Annotated in this window: 12 protein-coding genes and 1 pseudogene; 11 read left to right on the top strand and 2 right to left on the bottom strand. The window is 46.2% G+C overall.

Going from position 1 to position 17,688, the window contains the following annotated elements:
• Positions 1-22 precede the first annotated feature (22 nt).
• The 4 genes from V202x_RS17270 (at position 23) to V202x_RS17255 (ending at position 4,561) form a co-directional block, all read left to right on the top strand.
• Entirely contained in the window at positions 23-1,351 is a 1,329-nt protein-coding gene (locus V202x_RS17270; protein WP_145177652.1) for a dipeptidase, read from the top strand.
• A 295-nt stretch (positions 1,352-1,646) separates the two neighbouring features.
• The gene (locus tag V202x_RS17265) at positions 1,647-2,915 is read left to right on the top strand and encodes an L-rhamnose isomerase (protein ID WP_145177649.1); all 1,269 of its coding nucleotides are present in this window, start codon (positions 1,647-1,649) and stop codon (positions 2,913-2,915) included.
• Positions 2,916-2,947: 32 nt separating this feature from the next.
• Positions 2,948-4,354 (top strand): purine-cytosine permease family protein, encoded by a 1,407-nt coding sequence (locus V202x_RS17260; RefSeq protein WP_145177646.1) that lies wholly within the window; start codon positions 2,948-2,950, stop codon positions 4,352-4,354.
• 9 nt (positions 4,355-4,363) lie between these two features.
• Positions 4,364-4,561 (top strand): hypothetical protein, encoded by a 198-nt coding sequence (locus tag V202x_RS17255; RefSeq protein WP_145177643.1) that lies wholly within the window; start codon positions 4,364-4,366, stop codon positions 4,559-4,561.
• A gap of 80 nt (positions 4,562-4,641) precedes the next feature.
• Here V202x_RS17255 and V202x_RS17250 read toward each other — a convergent pair whose 3' ends face one another.
• On the bottom strand, positions 4,642-5,514 hold the full coding sequence (locus V202x_RS17250) for an AraC family transcriptional regulator (RefSeq protein ID WP_145177640.1): 873 nt from the start codon (positions 5,512-5,514) through the stop codon (positions 4,642-4,644).
• A 481-nt stretch (positions 5,515-5,995) separates the two neighbouring features.
• On the opposite strand from V202x_RS17250, the gene V202x_RS17245 reads away from it, so the two are divergent.
• The 6 genes from V202x_RS17245 to V202x_RS17220 all read left to right on the top strand — a co-directional run bounded on the left by V202x_RS17245 (position 5,996) and on the right by V202x_RS17220 (position 16,275).
• Positions 5,996-7,012 (top strand): DUF1559 domain-containing protein, encoded by a 1,017-nt coding sequence (locus V202x_RS17245; protein WP_145177637.1) that lies wholly within the window; start codon positions 5,996-5,998, stop codon positions 7,010-7,012.
• A 107-nt stretch (positions 7,013-7,119) separates the two neighbouring features.
• A complete protein-coding gene (locus V202x_RS17240; protein ID WP_145177634.1) occupies positions 7,120-7,569 on the top strand; it encodes a carboxypeptidase-like regulatory domain-containing protein in 450 nt (149 codons plus the stop codon).
• A gap of 48 nt (positions 7,570-7,617) precedes the next feature.
• Positions 7,618-11,001 carry a glycoside hydrolase family 78 protein gene (locus tag V202x_RS17235; protein WP_145177631.1) on the top strand — a complete coding sequence of 1,128 codons (3,384 nt, stop codon included), beginning with the start codon at positions 7,618-7,620 and terminating at the stop codon, positions 10,999-11,001.
• A 214-nt stretch (positions 11,002-11,215) separates the two neighbouring features.
• Positions 11,216-12,433 (top strand): nucleotidyltransferase, encoded by a 1,218-nt coding sequence (locus tag V202x_RS17230; RefSeq protein ID WP_145177628.1) that lies wholly within the window; start codon positions 11,216-11,218, stop codon positions 12,431-12,433.
• On the top strand, positions 12,434-12,904 hold the full coding sequence (locus V202x_RS17225) for a hypothetical protein (RefSeq protein WP_145177625.1): 471 nt from the start codon (positions 12,434-12,436) through the stop codon (positions 12,902-12,904). It abuts the gene before it with no gap.
• Positions 12,905-13,083: 179 nt separating this feature from the next.
• A complete protein-coding gene (locus V202x_RS17220; protein WP_145177622.1) occupies positions 13,084-16,275 on the top strand; it encodes an NACHT domain-containing protein in 3,192 nt (1,063 codons plus the stop codon).
• A gap of 91 nt (positions 16,276-16,366) precedes the next feature.
• On the opposite strand, the gene V202x_RS17215 is transcribed toward V202x_RS17220, so the two are convergent.
• On the bottom strand, positions 16,367-17,194 hold the full coding sequence (locus tag V202x_RS17215) for a reverse transcriptase/maturase family protein (RefSeq protein WP_145177619.1): 828 nt from the start codon (positions 17,192-17,194) through the stop codon (positions 16,367-16,369).
• On the opposite strand from V202x_RS17215, the pseudogene V202x_RS17210 reads away from it, so the two are divergent.
• Positions 17,169-17,684 (top strand): annotated as a pseudogene (locus V202x_RS17210) (transposase); the annotation flags it as partial. The gene V202x_RS17215 and the pseudogene V202x_RS17210 overlap by 26 nt on opposite strands.
• Positions 17,685-17,688: the final 4 nt, after the last annotated feature.

Raw genomic sequence — 17,688 nt, 5'->3', positions numbered from 1 at the left:
TCTACCGAAGATAAGAGACGTTATGAAAATCCATTTCTTTCCAGGACATCACTTTTCGAGAAGACTCTCCTCTATACTTTTTCTATCAATGCTACTTCCCCCTGTTTCTGTGCAGGCGGAACCCCCCGTTCGCAAACCAGTTGTGTTAACAGAGCGTGCTCGTAAACTCCATCAACAATGTCTTGTCATTGACGGACACAATGATCTCCCCTGGACGATGCGACAAAAAGCCGCCTCATCATTCAAGCAGGCTGATATTTCCTCCCCTCAACCTCAGTTCCATACCGACATCCCCCGCTTGCGACAAGGCAATGTTGGTGCGCAATTCTGGTCTGCTTACGTTCCCTCGGAAACACGCAAAGAACGGCGCGCCGCGCATGATACTCTAGAACAAATTGATCTGATTCACCGTATGATCAGGCGCTATCCAGAAACCTTTGAAATGGCTGCCACGGCAGATGATATCGAACGAATTCACAAATCGGGCAAAATCGCCTCAATGATCGGTATTGAGGGTGGACATTCGATAGAAAATTCGTTGTCACTCCTGCGCATCTTCTATGGTTTGGGCGTGCGTTATATGACACTAACTCACTCCGATTCACTCGACTGGGCAGACTCGGCCACAGACGAGGCAAAAAGTCAGGGATTATCACCTTTCGGCGAGGAAGTGGTGTTGAGTATGAACCGTCTCGGAATGCTGGTCGATATTTCACATGTGTCGAAAGAAACGATGGACGACGTGTTGCGTGTGAGTCAAGCGCCCATTATCGCCTCGCATTCGTCGGCACGTGCCATCGCCGATCATGTGCGGAATGTCCCCGATGAGATCCTGGTGAAAGTGAAACAGAACGGCGGTATTGTGATGGTCAACTACTTCTCTGGTTTTGTGGTTCCCGAATCCGCCAAACAAATGACTGACATGTTCCAGAAACGGCGCGAACTCAAACAGAAATTCCCGAAGGAAACCGACTTCAGGCGCGAATACAATCAATGGAAGAGTAAACAAAAAATGAAGCCAGGCACAATTCATGATGTCGTGGATCACATCGACCACATTGTGAAAGTCGCCGGCGTGGAGCATGTCGGCATTGGTTCCGATTTTGATGGCGTTTCATCGCTGCCAACTCAACTGGAAGATGTGGCAACCTATCCGTTGATTACCCAAGCACTCCTGGATCGCGGTTACACTGACCAGCAAATCAAACAAATCATGGGCGAAAACCTGATGCGTGTGTTAAGAGAAGCAGAACGTGTTGCTAAGCACTTACAAAAGAGTGAAAATGAACCAGAAAATACGGAGAGCGACTCTGAAAAAACAAAAAAAACTCTACCAAAACTCAGAAAGTGAGTTAATCTAATTAGCTACATTATGTGGGACGGAGGACTCAGATCGGCTTTTCCCACGACAACATATCATCTTTTATGAGCATTAGTTTTGTTCTAAAACACTGCCATATCAAGACTTTACGCCTCAAATATGCCTGGCAATATTATGCTATATTTCGGCAGAATAATGAAGGTAACACATAAAGTCCTAAGATATCTTTTGATAAGTTCTTGATGAAAAACAGAGTTAAAAAAAGATCTAAAGTGCTATTGAACATATTTCATTTGAAGAGTCAAACAGGTAGGAATGTGCTTGTATGCTGGAATTAAACGAAACTCTTGAAGCTGCTTATTCCGTCGCAAGGCAGATGTATGAGGAATTAGGAATCGATACGGAAGCAGCCATTCATCAGATTTCCCAAATCGCGCTTTCGCTTCATTGTTGGCAGGGAGATGATATCTCCGGCTTTGAAAACAACGGCGAAGACATTAGTGGCGGCTTAGCAATTACAGGGGCCTATCCAGGAAAAGCTAGTTGCCCCGAGGAACTGCGTGAAGATATTGAAAAAGCAATGTCCCTGATTCCAGGCCAACACCGACTGAATCTACATGCCAATTATGCAGAGACCGGCAACCAGAAAATCGATCGAAATGACCTCCAACCGGAACATTTTCAGAATTGGATTGATTGGGCCAAGTCGTTTGGTCTTGGTCTGGACTTCAATCCCACTTATTTTGCGCATGCAAAAGCGAAAGACGGTTTTACACTTGCACACCCGGATCAGGGAATACGACAATTCTGGATTGACCATGGTATCGCCTGCCGAAAAATTGGGGAATACATGGGAAAGTCACTAGGCACTCCCTGTGTGACAGACTTCTGGATTCCGGATGGCTTCAAAGACACTCCCGCCGATCGCAAAACACCTCGTCTACGCCTTCTTGATTCTCTTGATGAAGTTTTTTCAGAAACAATCGATCCTACATTCAATAAGGATGCGGTCGAATGTAAGTTGTTTGGGATTGGTTCAGAGAGCTATGTCGTGGGTTCGCATGAATTTTATCTAGGTTATGCAATTAAAAATCAGAAACTACTCTGCCTGGACTCGGGACATTTTCATCCCACGGAGTCGATTTCTGACAAGATTTCTTCTGTCTTATTATGGGTAGATGAAATGTTGTTACACGTTAGTCGCGGCGTACGGTGGGACAGCGACCACGTTGTAACATGGACCGATGAATTACAAGCAATAGCCCTGGAACTGGTGCGGGGAAATTATCTGAATCGCGTTCACCTGGGACTCGATTTCTTCGATGCCAGTATTAATCGGGTTGCTGCCTGGGTAATTGGTTCTCGAAATCTTCTCAAAGCTTTACTGATGGCATTTCTGGAACCGACTCAAACGTTGCGGCAATATGAATTGGAAGGTGATTACACATCCCGATTGGCGTTGATGGAACAATTGAAGATGATGCCTCTGGGTGCTGTTTGGGACTACTATTGTATGAAAGTAGGTGTTCCTTCCGAGCGGGAATGGCTGAATGAGATCAAACACTATGAACAAGATGTACTCAGTCGCCGCTAACCCCCCTTCGATTTATTGAACCTTAATCAACAATGACAGACCAAAACAACTCTACCACTAACGAGTACGAAAGAGAGCCGGTTCCGCAATCGGCATTGCTCGGCTTTAAAAGTTTTCTCGGCATGTATGCCGGCGAACATTGTGCCGGAACAGAGTTGATGATCGGCCCGTTATTTGTAGCCGCGGGAGTCAGTGCATTTGATTTGGTTGTCGGACTGATCGTCGGCAACCTGTTAGCGGTTTTAAGTTGGTTATTTCTTACCGCTCCCATTGCCGTCAAATGCAGGCTCACACTGTATTATCAATTGGAGAAAATTTGTGGCCGAAAACTTGTAACGCTCTATAACCTGGCCAACGGAGTGATGTTCTGTTTTTTGGCCGGTTCGATGATTACCGTTTCGGCAACTGCAGTCGGAGTCTGGGTTGAATTTCCGATGCCAGGACTCAATGATGTGTATCCTAATAGTATCGGCTGGGTGTTAGCCGTTTTCGGAATTGGGATGCTTATCTCAATTGTGGCTGCATTTGGCTACGATACGGTTTCAAAATTTGCCAATATCGCGGCCCCCTGGATGGTGTTGGTTTTTCTGGCGTTCGGATTAGTAGGGCTCAAACAATTTATCGAAGTCACGGGAGCAGAAGTCAATTCTCTTAGTTCATTGTGGACTTTGTGCGAAACACATATCTGGGAAGGGGGCGAACCGCTACCAGGTCAGGTAAAGTTTACGTTCTGGCACGTCATGTTCTTTGCCTGGTTCTGTAATATGGCTATGCACATTGGTATGTCAGACCTCACCATTTTCCGATACGCGAAACATTCCTGGTATGGAGTCGCTACCGCTTCAGGCATGTACGTAGGACATTTCATGGCTTGGTTATCCGCCTCAGTGTTGTATGCTTTACAACTTCACAATCACCCCTCAAATACTGATGTCTTACCCGGACCGATGGCATTTCAAGCAGCAGGGATAGCGGGTTTATTGTGTGTGATTATTGCTGGCTGGACCACCGCGAACCCAACAATCTATCGAGCTGGACTTGCCTTTCAAGCGATTGTGCCTGCTTTATCCAGATTCAAAGTCACCATTGCAACCGGCATGCTGGCTACCTTCGCAGGAATGTTCCCTGCTATTGCTATGAAACTGCTGGGATTTGTGGCACTTTATGGAATGCTGTTAATGCCGATGGGGGCTGTGATTTTTGTTGACTTTTACCTGTTAAAGAAATTCGGACTACAAAGTAATTATGCTGAGCTGAGTAAGAAATCGTTCAACTGGGCTGCTGGACTCACTTGGTTTCTCACACTGGGTATGTGTGTCGCACTAGTGCAATTTGCCGGTGTTCAAATTTATTTCGTGAGTCTACCGGGCTGGTTTATCGCGGCTGCTTTTTATGTGGTGATTAGTAAATTCTACCAACGTCAAGTTCATCACGCCTAGGAGACTCTCATGAGACGAATTATTCAAATCATATCATGGCTGGCTTTGGCAGGGACTTTCCTTTCCCCCGTCCTGTTTGTTGCGGGGATGATTGATCTTGAACAATCGAAGAGAATCCTACTATTAGCGACGATCATTTGGTTTGTGCACACTCCAATGTGGATGGGTAGAGAACCAGAGAAGCCCGATACTGCTACGATTCCATAATTGTGCAAGTAGCCTTCTTAAATACTTATCGCGAAAACCAAACGCTTTCAGCCACTTCTGAATACATAGACACCATTCAGCTATTTGCTGCTCTTGTTCATCTTGCGGTATAAAGAAGGTGATGTCCCCATTTGCTGTCGAAACTGTCTTGTGAAATAATTGCTATCATTAAAGCCGACTTGCATGGCAATTTCGGTAATGCTGAATTCCCCCTGTTTGAGTAGTTCAATCGCACGGTTGATTCGCAACTGAATCAAGTACGCAATCGGGGATCTTCCCATTGCCGTTTGAAATGTGCGAATGAAATTCCGTTTAGACATATGTGCGATTTCTGCTAAATCATCCAAGTTAATCTCATCAGAATAATTGAGTTCCAGATAGGTAATCGCTTCAGCAATTAATAACAGTGATTGGGAATCAGGATTTTCAGAATTACTAAAGCACCGAGATAGATAACCAACAACCTGCATAAACGCAGCTGTTGCCAGGAACTGAAAGCCGGCCTCTCTTTTCGAAAGTTCCTCTTCTAACGTGTCGACATAGGAAACAACAGTTGCCAGCGATTTTGCATCGAGCCTCAGCCGACTTTTAAAATTGTGCCTTTTTCTCCAGGCAGGTTCGAGAGTAAACAAAGCCAAATAACCAGGCAATGTCCCGAGATCATTCAAGTCTAACTGTAATGCCAGAGGATCAAATAGAATATTGATCAGCCTTAGGTCTTCCATGTTCTGATAGTCATGAGGACGAGAGCCTCCAATGACAAATGCATCGCCTGTCGTCAACAGGTAAGATTCGGAACCAGTGACATGATGACCAACACCTCCCGTCACGATCACGATTTCGGAAAATTCGTGCGCATGCAAACCAAAAGGCTCTTGTGGATCACGACGTTCAACCACAATGGGAAAACCATCCTCATGAAACCAGTTTTCTTTTTTTAGAATTGCGACCATCTACTTTACACTTGTAAACCATCCAAAATCGCGTGTGCTAATCCATGGCAATATCGTCCTACACAGCAATACGCACACTTAAATAATAAACACGCGACTTATTGTTTTTAAAAACTATTTATAGTGTATTTCTTGCAATCCAGACCATTAGAAAATCCCCATGCAAAAACAAGCCTTGGCGTTATTGTCCAGAACACTGGCACGATAATCAAGGTAAATCCCTTGTTTTTGCAGATAGATTATTAACATATTCATAGGTATTTCACCTAATACTTCATCGATTTTGTTGAATCCATATTGAGAGTGATGAGCCTTGCTTGAAAAATTGAATATAGCCAATCCTTTTAGTGATTTTCAAATCCTCTCAGCACTTTTGTATTAGTAAAACACCCTGTTGATCATCAAGTTTTCCCTATCAGCATGTTTCAGCATAGGGGCATGTTGAATATTTTTTATTTCTTTTATTTAGGAGGCGCCACTAATGTCCACACTTGGAACCAGACACAAGCCTAGAGGCTTCACATTAATCGAATTATTAGTGGTGATTGCCATCATTGCTATTCTGATTGCGTTATTGTTGCCTGCTGTGCAACAGGCACGCGAAGCAGCTCGTCGCAGTCAGTGCAAAAACAACTTGAAACAAATTGGTATCGCTTTGCATAACTACCACGAGACTCATTCGGTCTTTCCCTATGCATCAAGCTGGAATGATAATGACCCAGGAATCACACATACCCCTTCTACCGGCTTTTTTCCGCGTCATACTCTGTTTGGCTTAATCCTACCATTTGTTGATCAGGCACCCCTATACAATCAGATCAATTTCAATGTAAGCATCAATGATGCTGCTTCCGGCAACCGCGCATTAATTGAGAAACAGTTTTTTGCTGTTTACACATGCCCTACAAACCCAACTGCCGGTTCGGGAAGGCGTAAAGACGGTTCGATTCATGGTGGTATCAGTGTCGCTGCACAAGGTGCCTTTTATGTCTGTGTTGGTGGTTCCATGAATACAGGTCAAGCTAGAGATTGCCCCAACCCACCGAACTCTTTCTGTAGAACTGCTGGTCCAGCGATCACTTCCACTGTTACCGGTGGTAATGGTGGTTGGAGTGCTCCTCACGTATTGCCAAACCAACTCATTGTAGGCATGTTTGCCCGGGGTCCGACCGACACCAGAATCAGAAATATTACAGACGGAACTTCCAATGTATTAATGATGGGCGAGCGGAATCCTGAAAATCATACTTGGGGCAGTGTCTGGTCTGATAATGTTCCCACATCGATTCAGGCATGGAAAATTAATAGTGCCTTTCTCGATCCTGATGTCTATGTTGGCTGGCCTACAGCTGGTCCAGGTCATTCCAGTCACCACGTCGGGGGAGCTCATTTTGTGCTGGCTGATGGCTCTGTGAGATTTCTTAGTGAGAACATCGATTACGAAAACTACTGTCGCCTCACAGACAAAGCTGATGGAAATCCTGTGACGCTTGATTAATCTCGATTTCTATCACGAATTCATTCAGCAACATAATCAGACAAAGTCATACACTATCGAATCAGATGGTGTATGACTTTTAAAATGAGTTTTAAGGAAGAAGCGCTATGAATAGACCCACAAATATGAAATCTTTTCTTTATATCGGTGTAATGTTTGGCTGTTTGACCGGCTGTGGCGGCGGAGGTGACTTCAACGACTATCCCGATGTGACGGGAACAGTCACTCTTGACGGTCAACCGCTGACAACCGGCCATGTCTCATTTCAATCCGACAGCGGTGGCACGGGAATTGGCGTCTTAGACTCTAACGGAAAGTACAGCGCACGCACCAGTAGGAACCAAGCGGGATTAAAGCCCGGCGAATACAAAATTTCTGTCACATCCTGGAAGGAAAAACCGGGAATTGACAAAGATGGTAACCCTGACATGAGCGTCAAAGGGGTTTCGATGCTTCATAAATCTTATGCGGATACAAAAAAATCTGGATTGACAGCATCGGTAACCGAAAGTGGTCCCAATGAATTCAATTTTGAATTGAAGGCTGCGGGCCCATAACCATATAAGAGTGATTTAAAACGATAGAGAACGATTTAAGGTACGCTCATGAATCGCGGGTTGATTATTGGTTTCTTGTTGGCGTTACTCTACGTGAACCAAGTTCTCGCCAACAGTCCGGAGTTGACTGTGACTGGTTTACGTTGTGAATACTTAACGAATCCTGTCGGCATTGATGAGCAAAAACCGCGGCTGAGTTGGCGTTTAGAATCTTCACAAAGAGGGCAAAAGCAAACTGCCTACCGCATACTTGTTGCATCTACAGAGAAACGACTTCAGGCGAATCACCCTGATTTGTGGGACTCCGGTAAAGTTGTTTCACAGCAAACAACACAAATTGCCTATCAAGGCAAGCCGCTGCCATCACGTCAACACTGTTTCTGGACGGTTCAAGTCTGGGATGAGTCAGGAAAATCGTTTTTCGCAGAGAAGCCAGCCACATGGTCCATGGGACTGCTTCAAAAGAATGACTGGTCGGCTAAATATATCAGTTTTCGAGATCAAACTCCGATTGCCAAAGATCGAAAATCTCACTTTCTACCTCCTGCCAGACAATATCGTAAACAGTTTCAATCGCAAAACAAAACCATTCGCCGGGCTACGGTTTATGCATCGGCTTTGGGTATATATGAATTGCACATCAACGGCCAGCGTGTCGGAGATGCCTGGTTTGCACCAGGGTGGAGTGACTATCGAAAAAGAGCCTACTACTATTCTTATGACGTGACCAACATGCTTTCCACCGGCGAGAACGCCATTGGCGCCTGGGTCGCCGATGGTTGGTATAGTGGCTATGTCGGGTTTGGATTGCTAGTAGGAATCGGGACTGAAAAAATCGGTCGTTATACCTATGGAAAAACGCCATCATTGATTGCACAATTGGAAATTGAATACACCGATGGCACACGCCAAACGATTGGAACCGATGAGTCCTGGAAAGTCACCGGAAAGGGTCCGATTCGTCAAGCCGATCTGTTGATGGGAGAATTTTACGATGCTCGTAACGAATTCAAAGGCTGGTCAACACCTGGTTTTGATGATCAAAACTGGGAACAGGCGATTCTAGCAGAACAAAACGGTCACCCTACAGCAAATTTTTACGAATTTCGTAACCCTTCCGAGCCTGGTAAACCAGTCAAAATTCAAGGGCGTGAAGTCGACCTGGGATTTCATCGCCCCGAGTTAGAGGCGTTTCCGGGTGTCCCTGTACGCGTCACTGAAGAAATCAGACCGGTGGATATCAAACAACGGTCCAAAGGGACTTATATCTTTAATCTGGGGCAAAATTTTGCCGGAGTCGTCAGGCTGAAACTAAAAGGTCCAGCCGGTCAACGTGTGATGCTACGTTATGGTGAGATGCTGCATCCCGATGGACGTCTTATGACTGAAAATTTGCGAAAAGCGCGTGCGACTGATTATTATATCTGTAAAGGAGATCCCGAAGGCGAAGTTTATACTCCCCGATTTACATTTCACGGTTTTCAATACGTAGAAGTTTCGAATTTTCCTGGTGAACCGAATCGAGACACTGTGACGGGACTGGTGATTCTCTCCGATACTCCGTTAGCGAGTCAGTTCGAATGCTCTGACCCGATGGTGAATCAGTTATTTCAGAATATCGTCTGGACACAACGCGCGAACTTTCTTGATCTTCCCACCGACTGCCCGCAACGTGATGAGCGGATGGGGTGGACTGGAGATGCTCAGATTTACGTCGGCACAGCCATCTATAATGCTGATGTCGCAGCGTTCTACTCGAAATGGCTGCGTGAATTGATGGAATCACAACGACCCAGTGGTGCCTTCCCTGGCTATGCTCCTTTTCCTTTTCAGCATGGATTGGATTTTGGAACAGCCTGGGGTGACGCCGGGGTGATTTGCCCCTGGACCATCTGGCAAGCTTATAACGATACCAGAATCATTGAACGCTGCTGGAAGCCGATGACCCGTTTTATGGAATGGCGCAAACGGACCAGCCAAAATTATCTGGGTGTGAATCATGGTAATCATTGGGGGGACTGGCTATCGCAGGGAGAAACAACTCCACTGGATTATATTGACACCGTTTATTTTGCCATTTCTTCAGAGATGATGAGCGAAATGGCAGCAGCGATCGGCCATGAAGCAGAAGCTGACGCTTATCAGAAGCTCTACCATAACATTCAAAAGGCTTTTATCAAAAAATATCTCAATGAAGATGCGACTCTCAAAGTCGATACACAAACGGCCTACGCATTGGCGATCTATGCTGGTTTGATACCAGAAGAACTACTTCCGATAACAGGACAGCATCTGGCGAAAAAAGTCGAGGACAAGGGCAACCATATGGCGACGGGTTTTTTGGGAACACGAAAATTGTTGCCGGCACTCTCATCAACAGGGCAACATGACTTAGCGACATTTTTGCTCCAAAGCCGCGAGTTTCCTTCCTGGGGTTATGAGATTGATCAAGGTGCAACTACGATCTGGGAACGATGGGACAGCTATACCAAAGAAGATGGTTTTGGAAGACATAATGCTGCCATGAACTCATTCGCGCATTACTCCTTTGGTGCCGTTTGTGAGTGGATGTTCAAAACACTAACGGGCATTAGAACAGCAGGTCCGGGATTTCAGAAAATCATCATCCAGCCGAATCCCCCTGCTCCCGGCAGTAATGCGCACCACCAACCGATTCATTGGGTTCGTGCCTCCTACGACTCTATTCACGGAATGATTAAGAGTGACTGGAAACTTGAGGGGAACCAGTTTCATCTGAATGTGACTATCCCCGCAAATACTACAGCTACGGTTTTTCTACCGACTGATTCTATTAAAAGCATTACTGAGAGTGGCGCGCAAATCGAAAACGCTATAGGAGTTCAACTCTTGCGATACGAGAATGGCAGCGCAGTACTATTGATCGAATCAGGCAGTTATCAGTTCGCCTCTAAAAGTGGAATTCGTGACGCAAAGCAGGCTTTAAAAACATTCACCCCTCCCGATCAGTCCATCAATCCGGAAAAAATCGATCTGCATCATGCGAAATTAATCATGGCATGGGATTTTTCCAAAAAATCAGACGTGGCAAAGTGGCATTACTTAAACAGCCTTAAAGTAGACCATGATTCAAATAATTTATCTTTGAAGTCGAATCAAGGTGACCCACAAATGGTTGTTGATTTTGAGAAACCCATCTCGGGACCGTTAGCAATTGCCCTGAAAGCGCGGCCTTCTAAAGGATCACAGGTACAATTTTTCTGGGCCAGTGCTTCGCGGGGATTCAATGCAGCCGAAACCACCTCCCGCACATTGAATCCAAGTCAGAAAATCAATAATTATTTATTTCAAATCGATTCAGACAAAGCAATCAAGGCACTTCGCTTCGACCCATTTTCGGGCCAGGGACAAATGGGAATCGAGTCCCTTTCAATCTATCAGTTGGCAAAATAGATACTCGCCCTTTATTTAGCAGTCGTTTTTGCAGTCTTCGTTGTTTTCATATTCACCTATGTCATAATTTGGCCCTATGGCTGACATTCGTGTTTTATAAAAAGTATCGAGAAAATGAGTATTTACCGAGCACTTTGGAGTTCTACTGTAGTAGTTGGTATTAATTAACACACTGTTCACTGGTCACCTCTATTTATTCTGATACTATGCCCGAATGGGCACTAGTTTAATCGGACACATCGACTCCGACTGCTTCTACGTAAGCTGTGAGAGAGTCAGGAATTACAGTTTACGAGGCGTACCCTGTGGCATACTCGGCAATCAGGGTGCGTGTGTGATTGCTAAGTCATACGAGCTTAAATCATATGGTGTGAAGACTGGTCACGCGATCTGGCAGGCCAAAGAGCTCTGCCCTCATGCTGTCTATGTGAAGCGTGACTTTCGTTGGTACGAGGTCATATCACGGCGGCTACTTGAGTTGCTAAAACAAGTCTCTCCATCGGTCGAGTATTACTCAATCGATGAAATGTTTTTCGATGCGTCTGAATTAGAACGTTATTTCGGTCTACCAATCTTCGAAGCCACAAAAGCACTGCAACAACGAGTTAAAGAAGAGGTCAAGATACCTGTTTCGATCGGAGTGGCACCTACTCGCACGATTGCCAAACTCGGAAGCGACTCAGCTAAGCCTTACGGCGTGCGGACTCTGGAAAAGGATTGTGAAGTCTTTCTCAACTCTCAGTCAGTGGGAGAGCTGTGTGGCATTGGCACTAAAAGCGAACGTAAATTGCGAGATAGAAACATTCGCAACTGTTGGCAGTATAGGCAGGCAGACCGGCTTATGATTCGTGACTTACTCACGATCAAAGGCGAGGCTCTTTGGTGGGAGCTACGGGGGGATGCTGTTACCCCTCTTCAAACAACTAGGCCGCCACACAAAGCAATTGCCCGGGGTGGTTCATGCGGTGGTAAGACAAAGGACTGGCTACGAATCAAAGCCTGGGCAGTCCGCAACATTGAACGCCTGATTGAAACGCTGGATCACAATCAAGTCTACGCGAGTCAAATAAGTCTACAGATCGACGCAAACAAAACAGCACTTTGGTTAGGTCGAACCCCTTTAGCGATGCCGACGGCGTCATTTCGCACGATCTACGATGCAGTGATGCCGATGTTGGAAGCCGCACCACGAGAGCATCCCATTAGCCACATGCATATTATTGCCGAGGGCCTGACCTGGCGAACCAAAGTACAACGAACATTCTTTTTCGAAGAACCACAATGCGAGCTAGACCATCTCAAACGTAACATTAACCAAAAGCTCGGCAGGTTCTCAGTTAGAAGTGCGGAAACGTTACCGCTTTATGAAGTCTATCATGATTCCACCCATAATTACGACATATGCGATGTGTCGGGAAAGATGTGTTTTTGAATGTGTACCGGAATTACAGTCAGCAGGCACGCTGTACCGGATGAATTTATTAAACAGTACAATTTGGAAGAACGTTTTTTTCAACGTTCAGAGCGTGCGCAGAAAGAAATCCTCTTCATGCAGCGCCATCGACTACCATTACTTCCCGTCTTCTATCAAGGCGCGGTTCATGTCATGCGGTGGGGCAATCGTCGAAGAGATATCAAAGTTCCTTTAGCCTGGAACTGTGATATGGCAACGCTGGAATCCGGTGCTTGGACACAATATGCTCCGGAACCCATAGAAATACTCGCGACGTTTGGTTTTGAAAAAGGTGTCTGGTATCAAGTCCCTGAAGGCATTAGAGGAGTCGTCATACACGATCAGCATAATGAGCCTTACGTTTATTTGCTCCTGCAGCCCTCTTCACACTATTACCAGGTGATGACTGGTTACGATCGAGAGCCTGTTTTTATTGGCGAACAAATATAATTGTCTGGGAAACAGTTATTACCTGGTCATATTCCTCTATGGAATTATTGATTCTTGAAACACATAAGGGTAGCGTAACTATTGGATTAAGATTCAGATAACAGTTCGAATGCACATTAATAATATTTTGATAATGTCGAAGTATCGTAATCAAGTTGAGAAATTTAAAGGGCAAATCGATGGCAGAATTCAGTACTGAAGAGAAACAGCTACTCGAGCAAATCCCAGAAAGCAGTCCATTACGGACCAACCTCAGCCAAATTCGGGAGGCAGTCGAGAAAATCTGGTCAAATGAAGCTCCCCGAGTGATTCAAGATTTCACTGATCATGGAATAAAGCATTGTGAACGACTTGTTTTTTTTGCAAATCAGTTACTCAAGGCACTCCAGGGAAAAAAACTCACCCCCGAAGAGACGTATTTACTTCTCGCTGGGATTTATTTACACGACATCGGCATGCAATGCGATGTCGTGAATTTCCCGGAGATCAAGGAATGTGCTGAGGCTTTAGGCGCTAATTTCAATATCGAATTTACTTCTATAGGCTCTAATAAATTCAAAGACAACGAACAAAAAGAGATCCGCCGAAATCACCACTATCTATCGATTGCATGGATCGATATTGCTCGTAGAACATCTAAAAACACCCTGCACAGTGCCGCGCGGGAGATTCCCGAAGATTTACTACTCGACCTACAGGACGTATGTAAGCATCACACGAAGCTTGCAATTGGTGACTGTGAAATCGGCTTTAAACTTGACCAAACTGGTCGCAAACAATTCGTCGCAGCACTGCTTCGGTTCGCTGATGAATTGGATATCGAGAGCACTCGCGTCAACATTGAGACGGTGAAAACTTTCTCGATTAATCCTCAAAACAGCGTCTATTGGTGGTTACACAACAACACCAAGATCACGTTACCTGCGCCTAATTTGGTCAATATTTCGGTCAGACTTCATCCAGATGACATGAAATACAGTCGTCTCATTCAGGACACCTTTATCAGTGACTTCCGCACTAAGAATTTACCAGTCTTAAGTGTCCTGGCCCAGAACTCCATCCCAATTGTCATTGATAACGAATCGAAGGTCATTGATTACGAGCCGACTAAACACCTACCTGAAGAGATTTGTGTCGCTCTGAGCGACATGGAAAAACGTCCAGAACCGCTTTCAGAGCTGGCAAGCGAAATTGGTGTCTGGCTAAGAGCGATCCGCTACGAGGTCGGACAGCCGCAGTTAAACGATGATGACCGTTCAATCGATTTGATGGCAACGATGCAGCAAGGCACCGTCAATCAGCGTGTCTTAGTCCGCTGCATCGGCGGTGAAATCACGAAAACGGACGTCACAGAGATGGACGAGATGCTTGATCGAAAGACAAACCAAGGATGGATTATTAGCGACAAGCGGGTGTCGGAAGAAGCACGCCGAGTTTCATCCGACACGGATGTCGAAATATTCAATCTGAGTAATTTTCTCCGTCAGAAAGTCTGGGGACCTTACATTGATTCGCTGACGTCGCTCGTTGAAGGAGATAACATCCCTGAACTGTACGTCGATATTGGCTGCTACAAACAGACTCTTGATGCAGAATCGAATGAAACGAAACGTGAAGAATATAAGAGTCTCGATGGTGCGATCGATCAGTGGTTGTCCGAGCGCGGCAAGATGCACGTTTCGTTGCTGGGTGAGTTCGGTTCCGGCAAGACGTGGTTCTGCCGGCATTATGCCTACAAACGCATGCAAGCGTACCTTGCCAATCCTGCCACCGAACGTTTGCCATTGTTGATCACACTGCGCAACTTCACGAAAGCGACTTCTGCGCGCGAATTGATTAACGACGCGTTGACGGAGCAATACCAAGTTCACTTTGTCGGGGCTCCGTATGAAGTATTCGAGGAACTCAATCGACGTGGAAAGATCCTCTTGATTCTCGACGGATTTGATGAAATGGCTCGCAGAGTCGACAAGCAAACCGTTGTTGACAATTTTTGGGAGTTGGCACACCTCGTAGATGACAATAGCAAAGTAATTCTTACCAGTCGCACGGAGTACTTCCGCTGGTCAGAGGAGGCCGAAAAACTTCTCGCCGGGGAAGAGTTTGGTAGGCGAATTTCCGTCCTCAAGCCACCCAAGTTTGAAGTGTTCTACTTGGAACCTTTCACCGATGACCAGATTCGCACGGTGATCAAGGGACGGCTGAAAGGTGCAGAAGCCGATCAGATCGCCGACCAAGTCATGAACTCTGATAACCTGAAGGAAATGGCTCGCAAACCGATTCTTGTGGAGTTGCTCCTCGCGGCCGTCGAGGAGACTGAAAAGGGTCTGCTGACGAATCAAGCCCAGGTCTACCTGTTCGCCACCAACAAACTTCTCTTGCGAAACATCGACACGCAACGGACCTTTACCACAACTGCAGACAAGCTCTTTTTCCTATGTGAGCTGGCTTGGGAAATGATCAAAAGCGGTAATCTGCGGATCCATTATAAGGATATTCCGAATCGGATTCAGCAATATTTTAGCCATAAGTTTGAGCATGATCACGAAAAAGACCAATGGGATTATGATTTACGAAACCAAACTCTGCTACGGCCAGATTTTTCGGGGTACTATGAATTCTCTCACAAGAGTCTGGCAGAGTACTTTGTCGCGCTTAAGTTTGGTGCAGAACTCGATTGTCTGTCGAAACCGTACCTTGAGACATATCAAGAGGAGGGGGGACTACCCTGCGACTTGCCATATCAGAAAAAAAACATCCAGGACTTGGCGGAATCCGTTGGGGCATTGCCAATTTCCAACCAAACTCTCACTGCGGTAAGGGAGTTCATGGGCGACATGATCACAGCTGACGGTGCTAAGATACTACGTAAATCTCTCCAGGAAATGCAGGGGAAAGAATCCTCCGGAAGCACAGCGGCTACAATCGTGACACTGCTGAGCGACTGTGGTGAATTATCACCTATTACAGAATTGGCGAGATTGGATCTTCGTTGGGGCGTGATAAGATTATCGCAGATTGTCCAGGCGAAAATAACAGATGTCGATCTTAGAAGGGTAATGTGGTGGGATGATACCCCCGACACGCGCGAAAAGCAACAATGGAATACACAACCATTTCCGATGAGTATTGAATTCGGAGGCCGTGCCCGCCGAGACGCGGGATCGTTATGGGAATCACACGCAATGTTCCAATGGAGTAGAACCCAAAGGGATGTAGGCCCAGAAGCCGCCACTGCCACTTGGGCGGACATAACCAGGTATATACAGACCAACTTAGACATCTTGACACAAAACGGGAACGACGTTATGTATTTAGCCCGGCACGCGAAGGTACTACCTCATGCGCGGTCAGATTCGCACAATGAATAAGTCGAGTTACACAAGTGATTTTAATGACAATCCGCAGGAACCCGCTCGTTCGTCACAACGCATGCACAAGACGTTGACCCATGAATTTCATTTACGATTTATCGTAACATGAAGTTTCGTGGCGGATAATCAACAGCCCACATACAGCCCGGGGAGTGCTGGAACCCGAGACAAACGGGCGACTCAAATTCATTGCATTCGCTAAGGATATGCATGCGCTATCTATTCCGCTATTAACCCACTTCAACCACAGTCGAACATATTTCCCGATGCGATCTAAGTCCGCACCTTGCTCATAAAGCCAGGTAGCTCGTTCAACGAATCTTATTATCGTCTTCCGGGCAACGCCGATCAGTCCGTCCGACTGGAAACGATATCCTAGAAAATCAAACCCGCGACTGATCCGCCCGATGAATGTCTTGTCCGGGTGTTGATCGACCTTCAGCTTTGCAAGAATCTGGTTGACGGTTCTTATGACCGCTCGCAGTTTCCAGCGAGTCGGAGCCAGCTCCACCCAGTCGTCCATGAAACGGGCATAGAACAAGCCGGTTTCAGCCATCGCATCATCGATCGGCTTTAAGTACAACGCGGCCATCAGTGGCGATAGTGGACACCCCAGGGGAATCCCGACAGCGACATCCTCGTAAAGCCCACCGTCATAGATGGTCCGTTTCATGTACTGCCAAAGAATGTCCAGCAGTCGCGGATCGCTGACATGTTTCTTGAGCTGCGCGAATAGTATTTCGTGGTCGATGCTGGCATAGTAGCTCTTCACGTCCGTACGAAAAACGAAAGAACTCGACTTCACTTGAACCGCTACATCACGTACTGCCCTTTTGGCTCCACCGTGTCCCGCTAGGTGGTAACAGGATCGGTTTCGGTGTCCTGCAGGGAAGTATCTATACCCCAATCCTGCCATTGAGAAGAACTATAAGCGGTACGTCATCACATCATCGGACTGTAAGGTTTGTCCGCAAGCGTCAACCTGTCCAGCGCGAACACGCAGCAGTTCTCCTCGGCTTTTTGTTCTGCGCAGCCCTGATCAGGATCTCTTTGAAGAAGTACTGACACGCATGCGCGATCCCGTGTTTCGCCAGAAGCTGTCGGAGCGAATGTGGAAGAGCGAAGGGTTATTTGCCGAGGCCAAACAAAATCACGGTTTGTCTCGGGCACGGTATCGCGGGCGAGTCAAGGTACAAATCCAAGCCTATCTGATTGCAACCGCTCAGAATCTGAAGCGGTTGGTGAAGGCGTTTTGTTTTTTGCTGTTTGCGCAGTGGTCATACCGAAGAATGACCGCTACCCACTCTCTCCATATTCTCAGAAAGTGGACTTTTTCAACACGCCCCATCGTTTCCCGGTCATTCAGAAACAACAGCAATCACTTAGCAGCAAACAAGTGCCGTTGATTTC

The sequence above is a fragment of the Gimesia aquarii genome (assembly GCF_007748175.1).
Taxonomy (GTDB): domain Bacteria; phylum Planctomycetota; class Planctomycetia; order Planctomycetales; family Planctomycetaceae; genus Gimesia; species Gimesia aquarii_A.
This window is presented reverse-complemented; position numbering and strand designations above follow the sequence as displayed.

Coding starts and splice junctions, on each gene's coding strand:
- V202x_RS17270 (WP_145177652.1), top strand. CDS start 23: ATGAAAATCCATTTCTTTCCAGGACATCACTTTTCGAGAAGACTCTCC.
- V202x_RS17265 (WP_145177649.1), top strand. CDS start 1,647: ATGCTGGAATTAAACGAAACTCTTGAAGCTGCTTATTCCGTCGCAAGG.
- V202x_RS17260 (WP_145177646.1), top strand. CDS start 2,948: ATGACAGACCAAAACAACTCTACCACTAACGAGTACGAAAGAGAGCCG.
- V202x_RS17255 (WP_145177643.1), top strand. CDS start 4,364: ATGAGACGAATTATTCAAATCATATCATGGCTGGCTTTGGCAGGGACT.
- V202x_RS17250 (WP_145177640.1), bottom strand. CDS start 5,514: ATGGTCGCAATTCTAAAAAAAGAAAACTGGTTTCATGAGGATGGTTTT.
- V202x_RS17245 (WP_145177637.1), top strand. CDS start 5,996: ATGTCCACACTTGGAACCAGACACAAGCCTAGAGGCTTCACATTAATC.
- V202x_RS17240 (WP_145177634.1), top strand. CDS start 7,120: ATGAATAGACCCACAAATATGAAATCTTTTCTTTATATCGGTGTAATG.
- V202x_RS17235 (WP_145177631.1), top strand. CDS start 7,618: ATGAATCGCGGGTTGATTATTGGTTTCTTGTTGGCGTTACTCTACGTG.
- V202x_RS17230 (WP_145177628.1), top strand. CDS start 11,216: ATGGGCACTAGTTTAATCGGACACATCGACTCCGACTGCTTCTACGTA.
- V202x_RS17225 (WP_145177625.1), top strand. CDS start 12,434: ATGTGTACCGGAATTACAGTCAGCAGGCACGCTGTACCGGATGAATTT.
- V202x_RS17220 (WP_145177622.1), top strand. CDS start 13,084: ATGGCAGAATTCAGTACTGAAGAGAAACAGCTACTCGAGCAAATCCCA.
- V202x_RS17215 (WP_145177619.1), bottom strand. CDS start 17,194: ATGGCAGGATTGGGGTATAGATACTTCCCTGCAGGACACCGAAACCGA.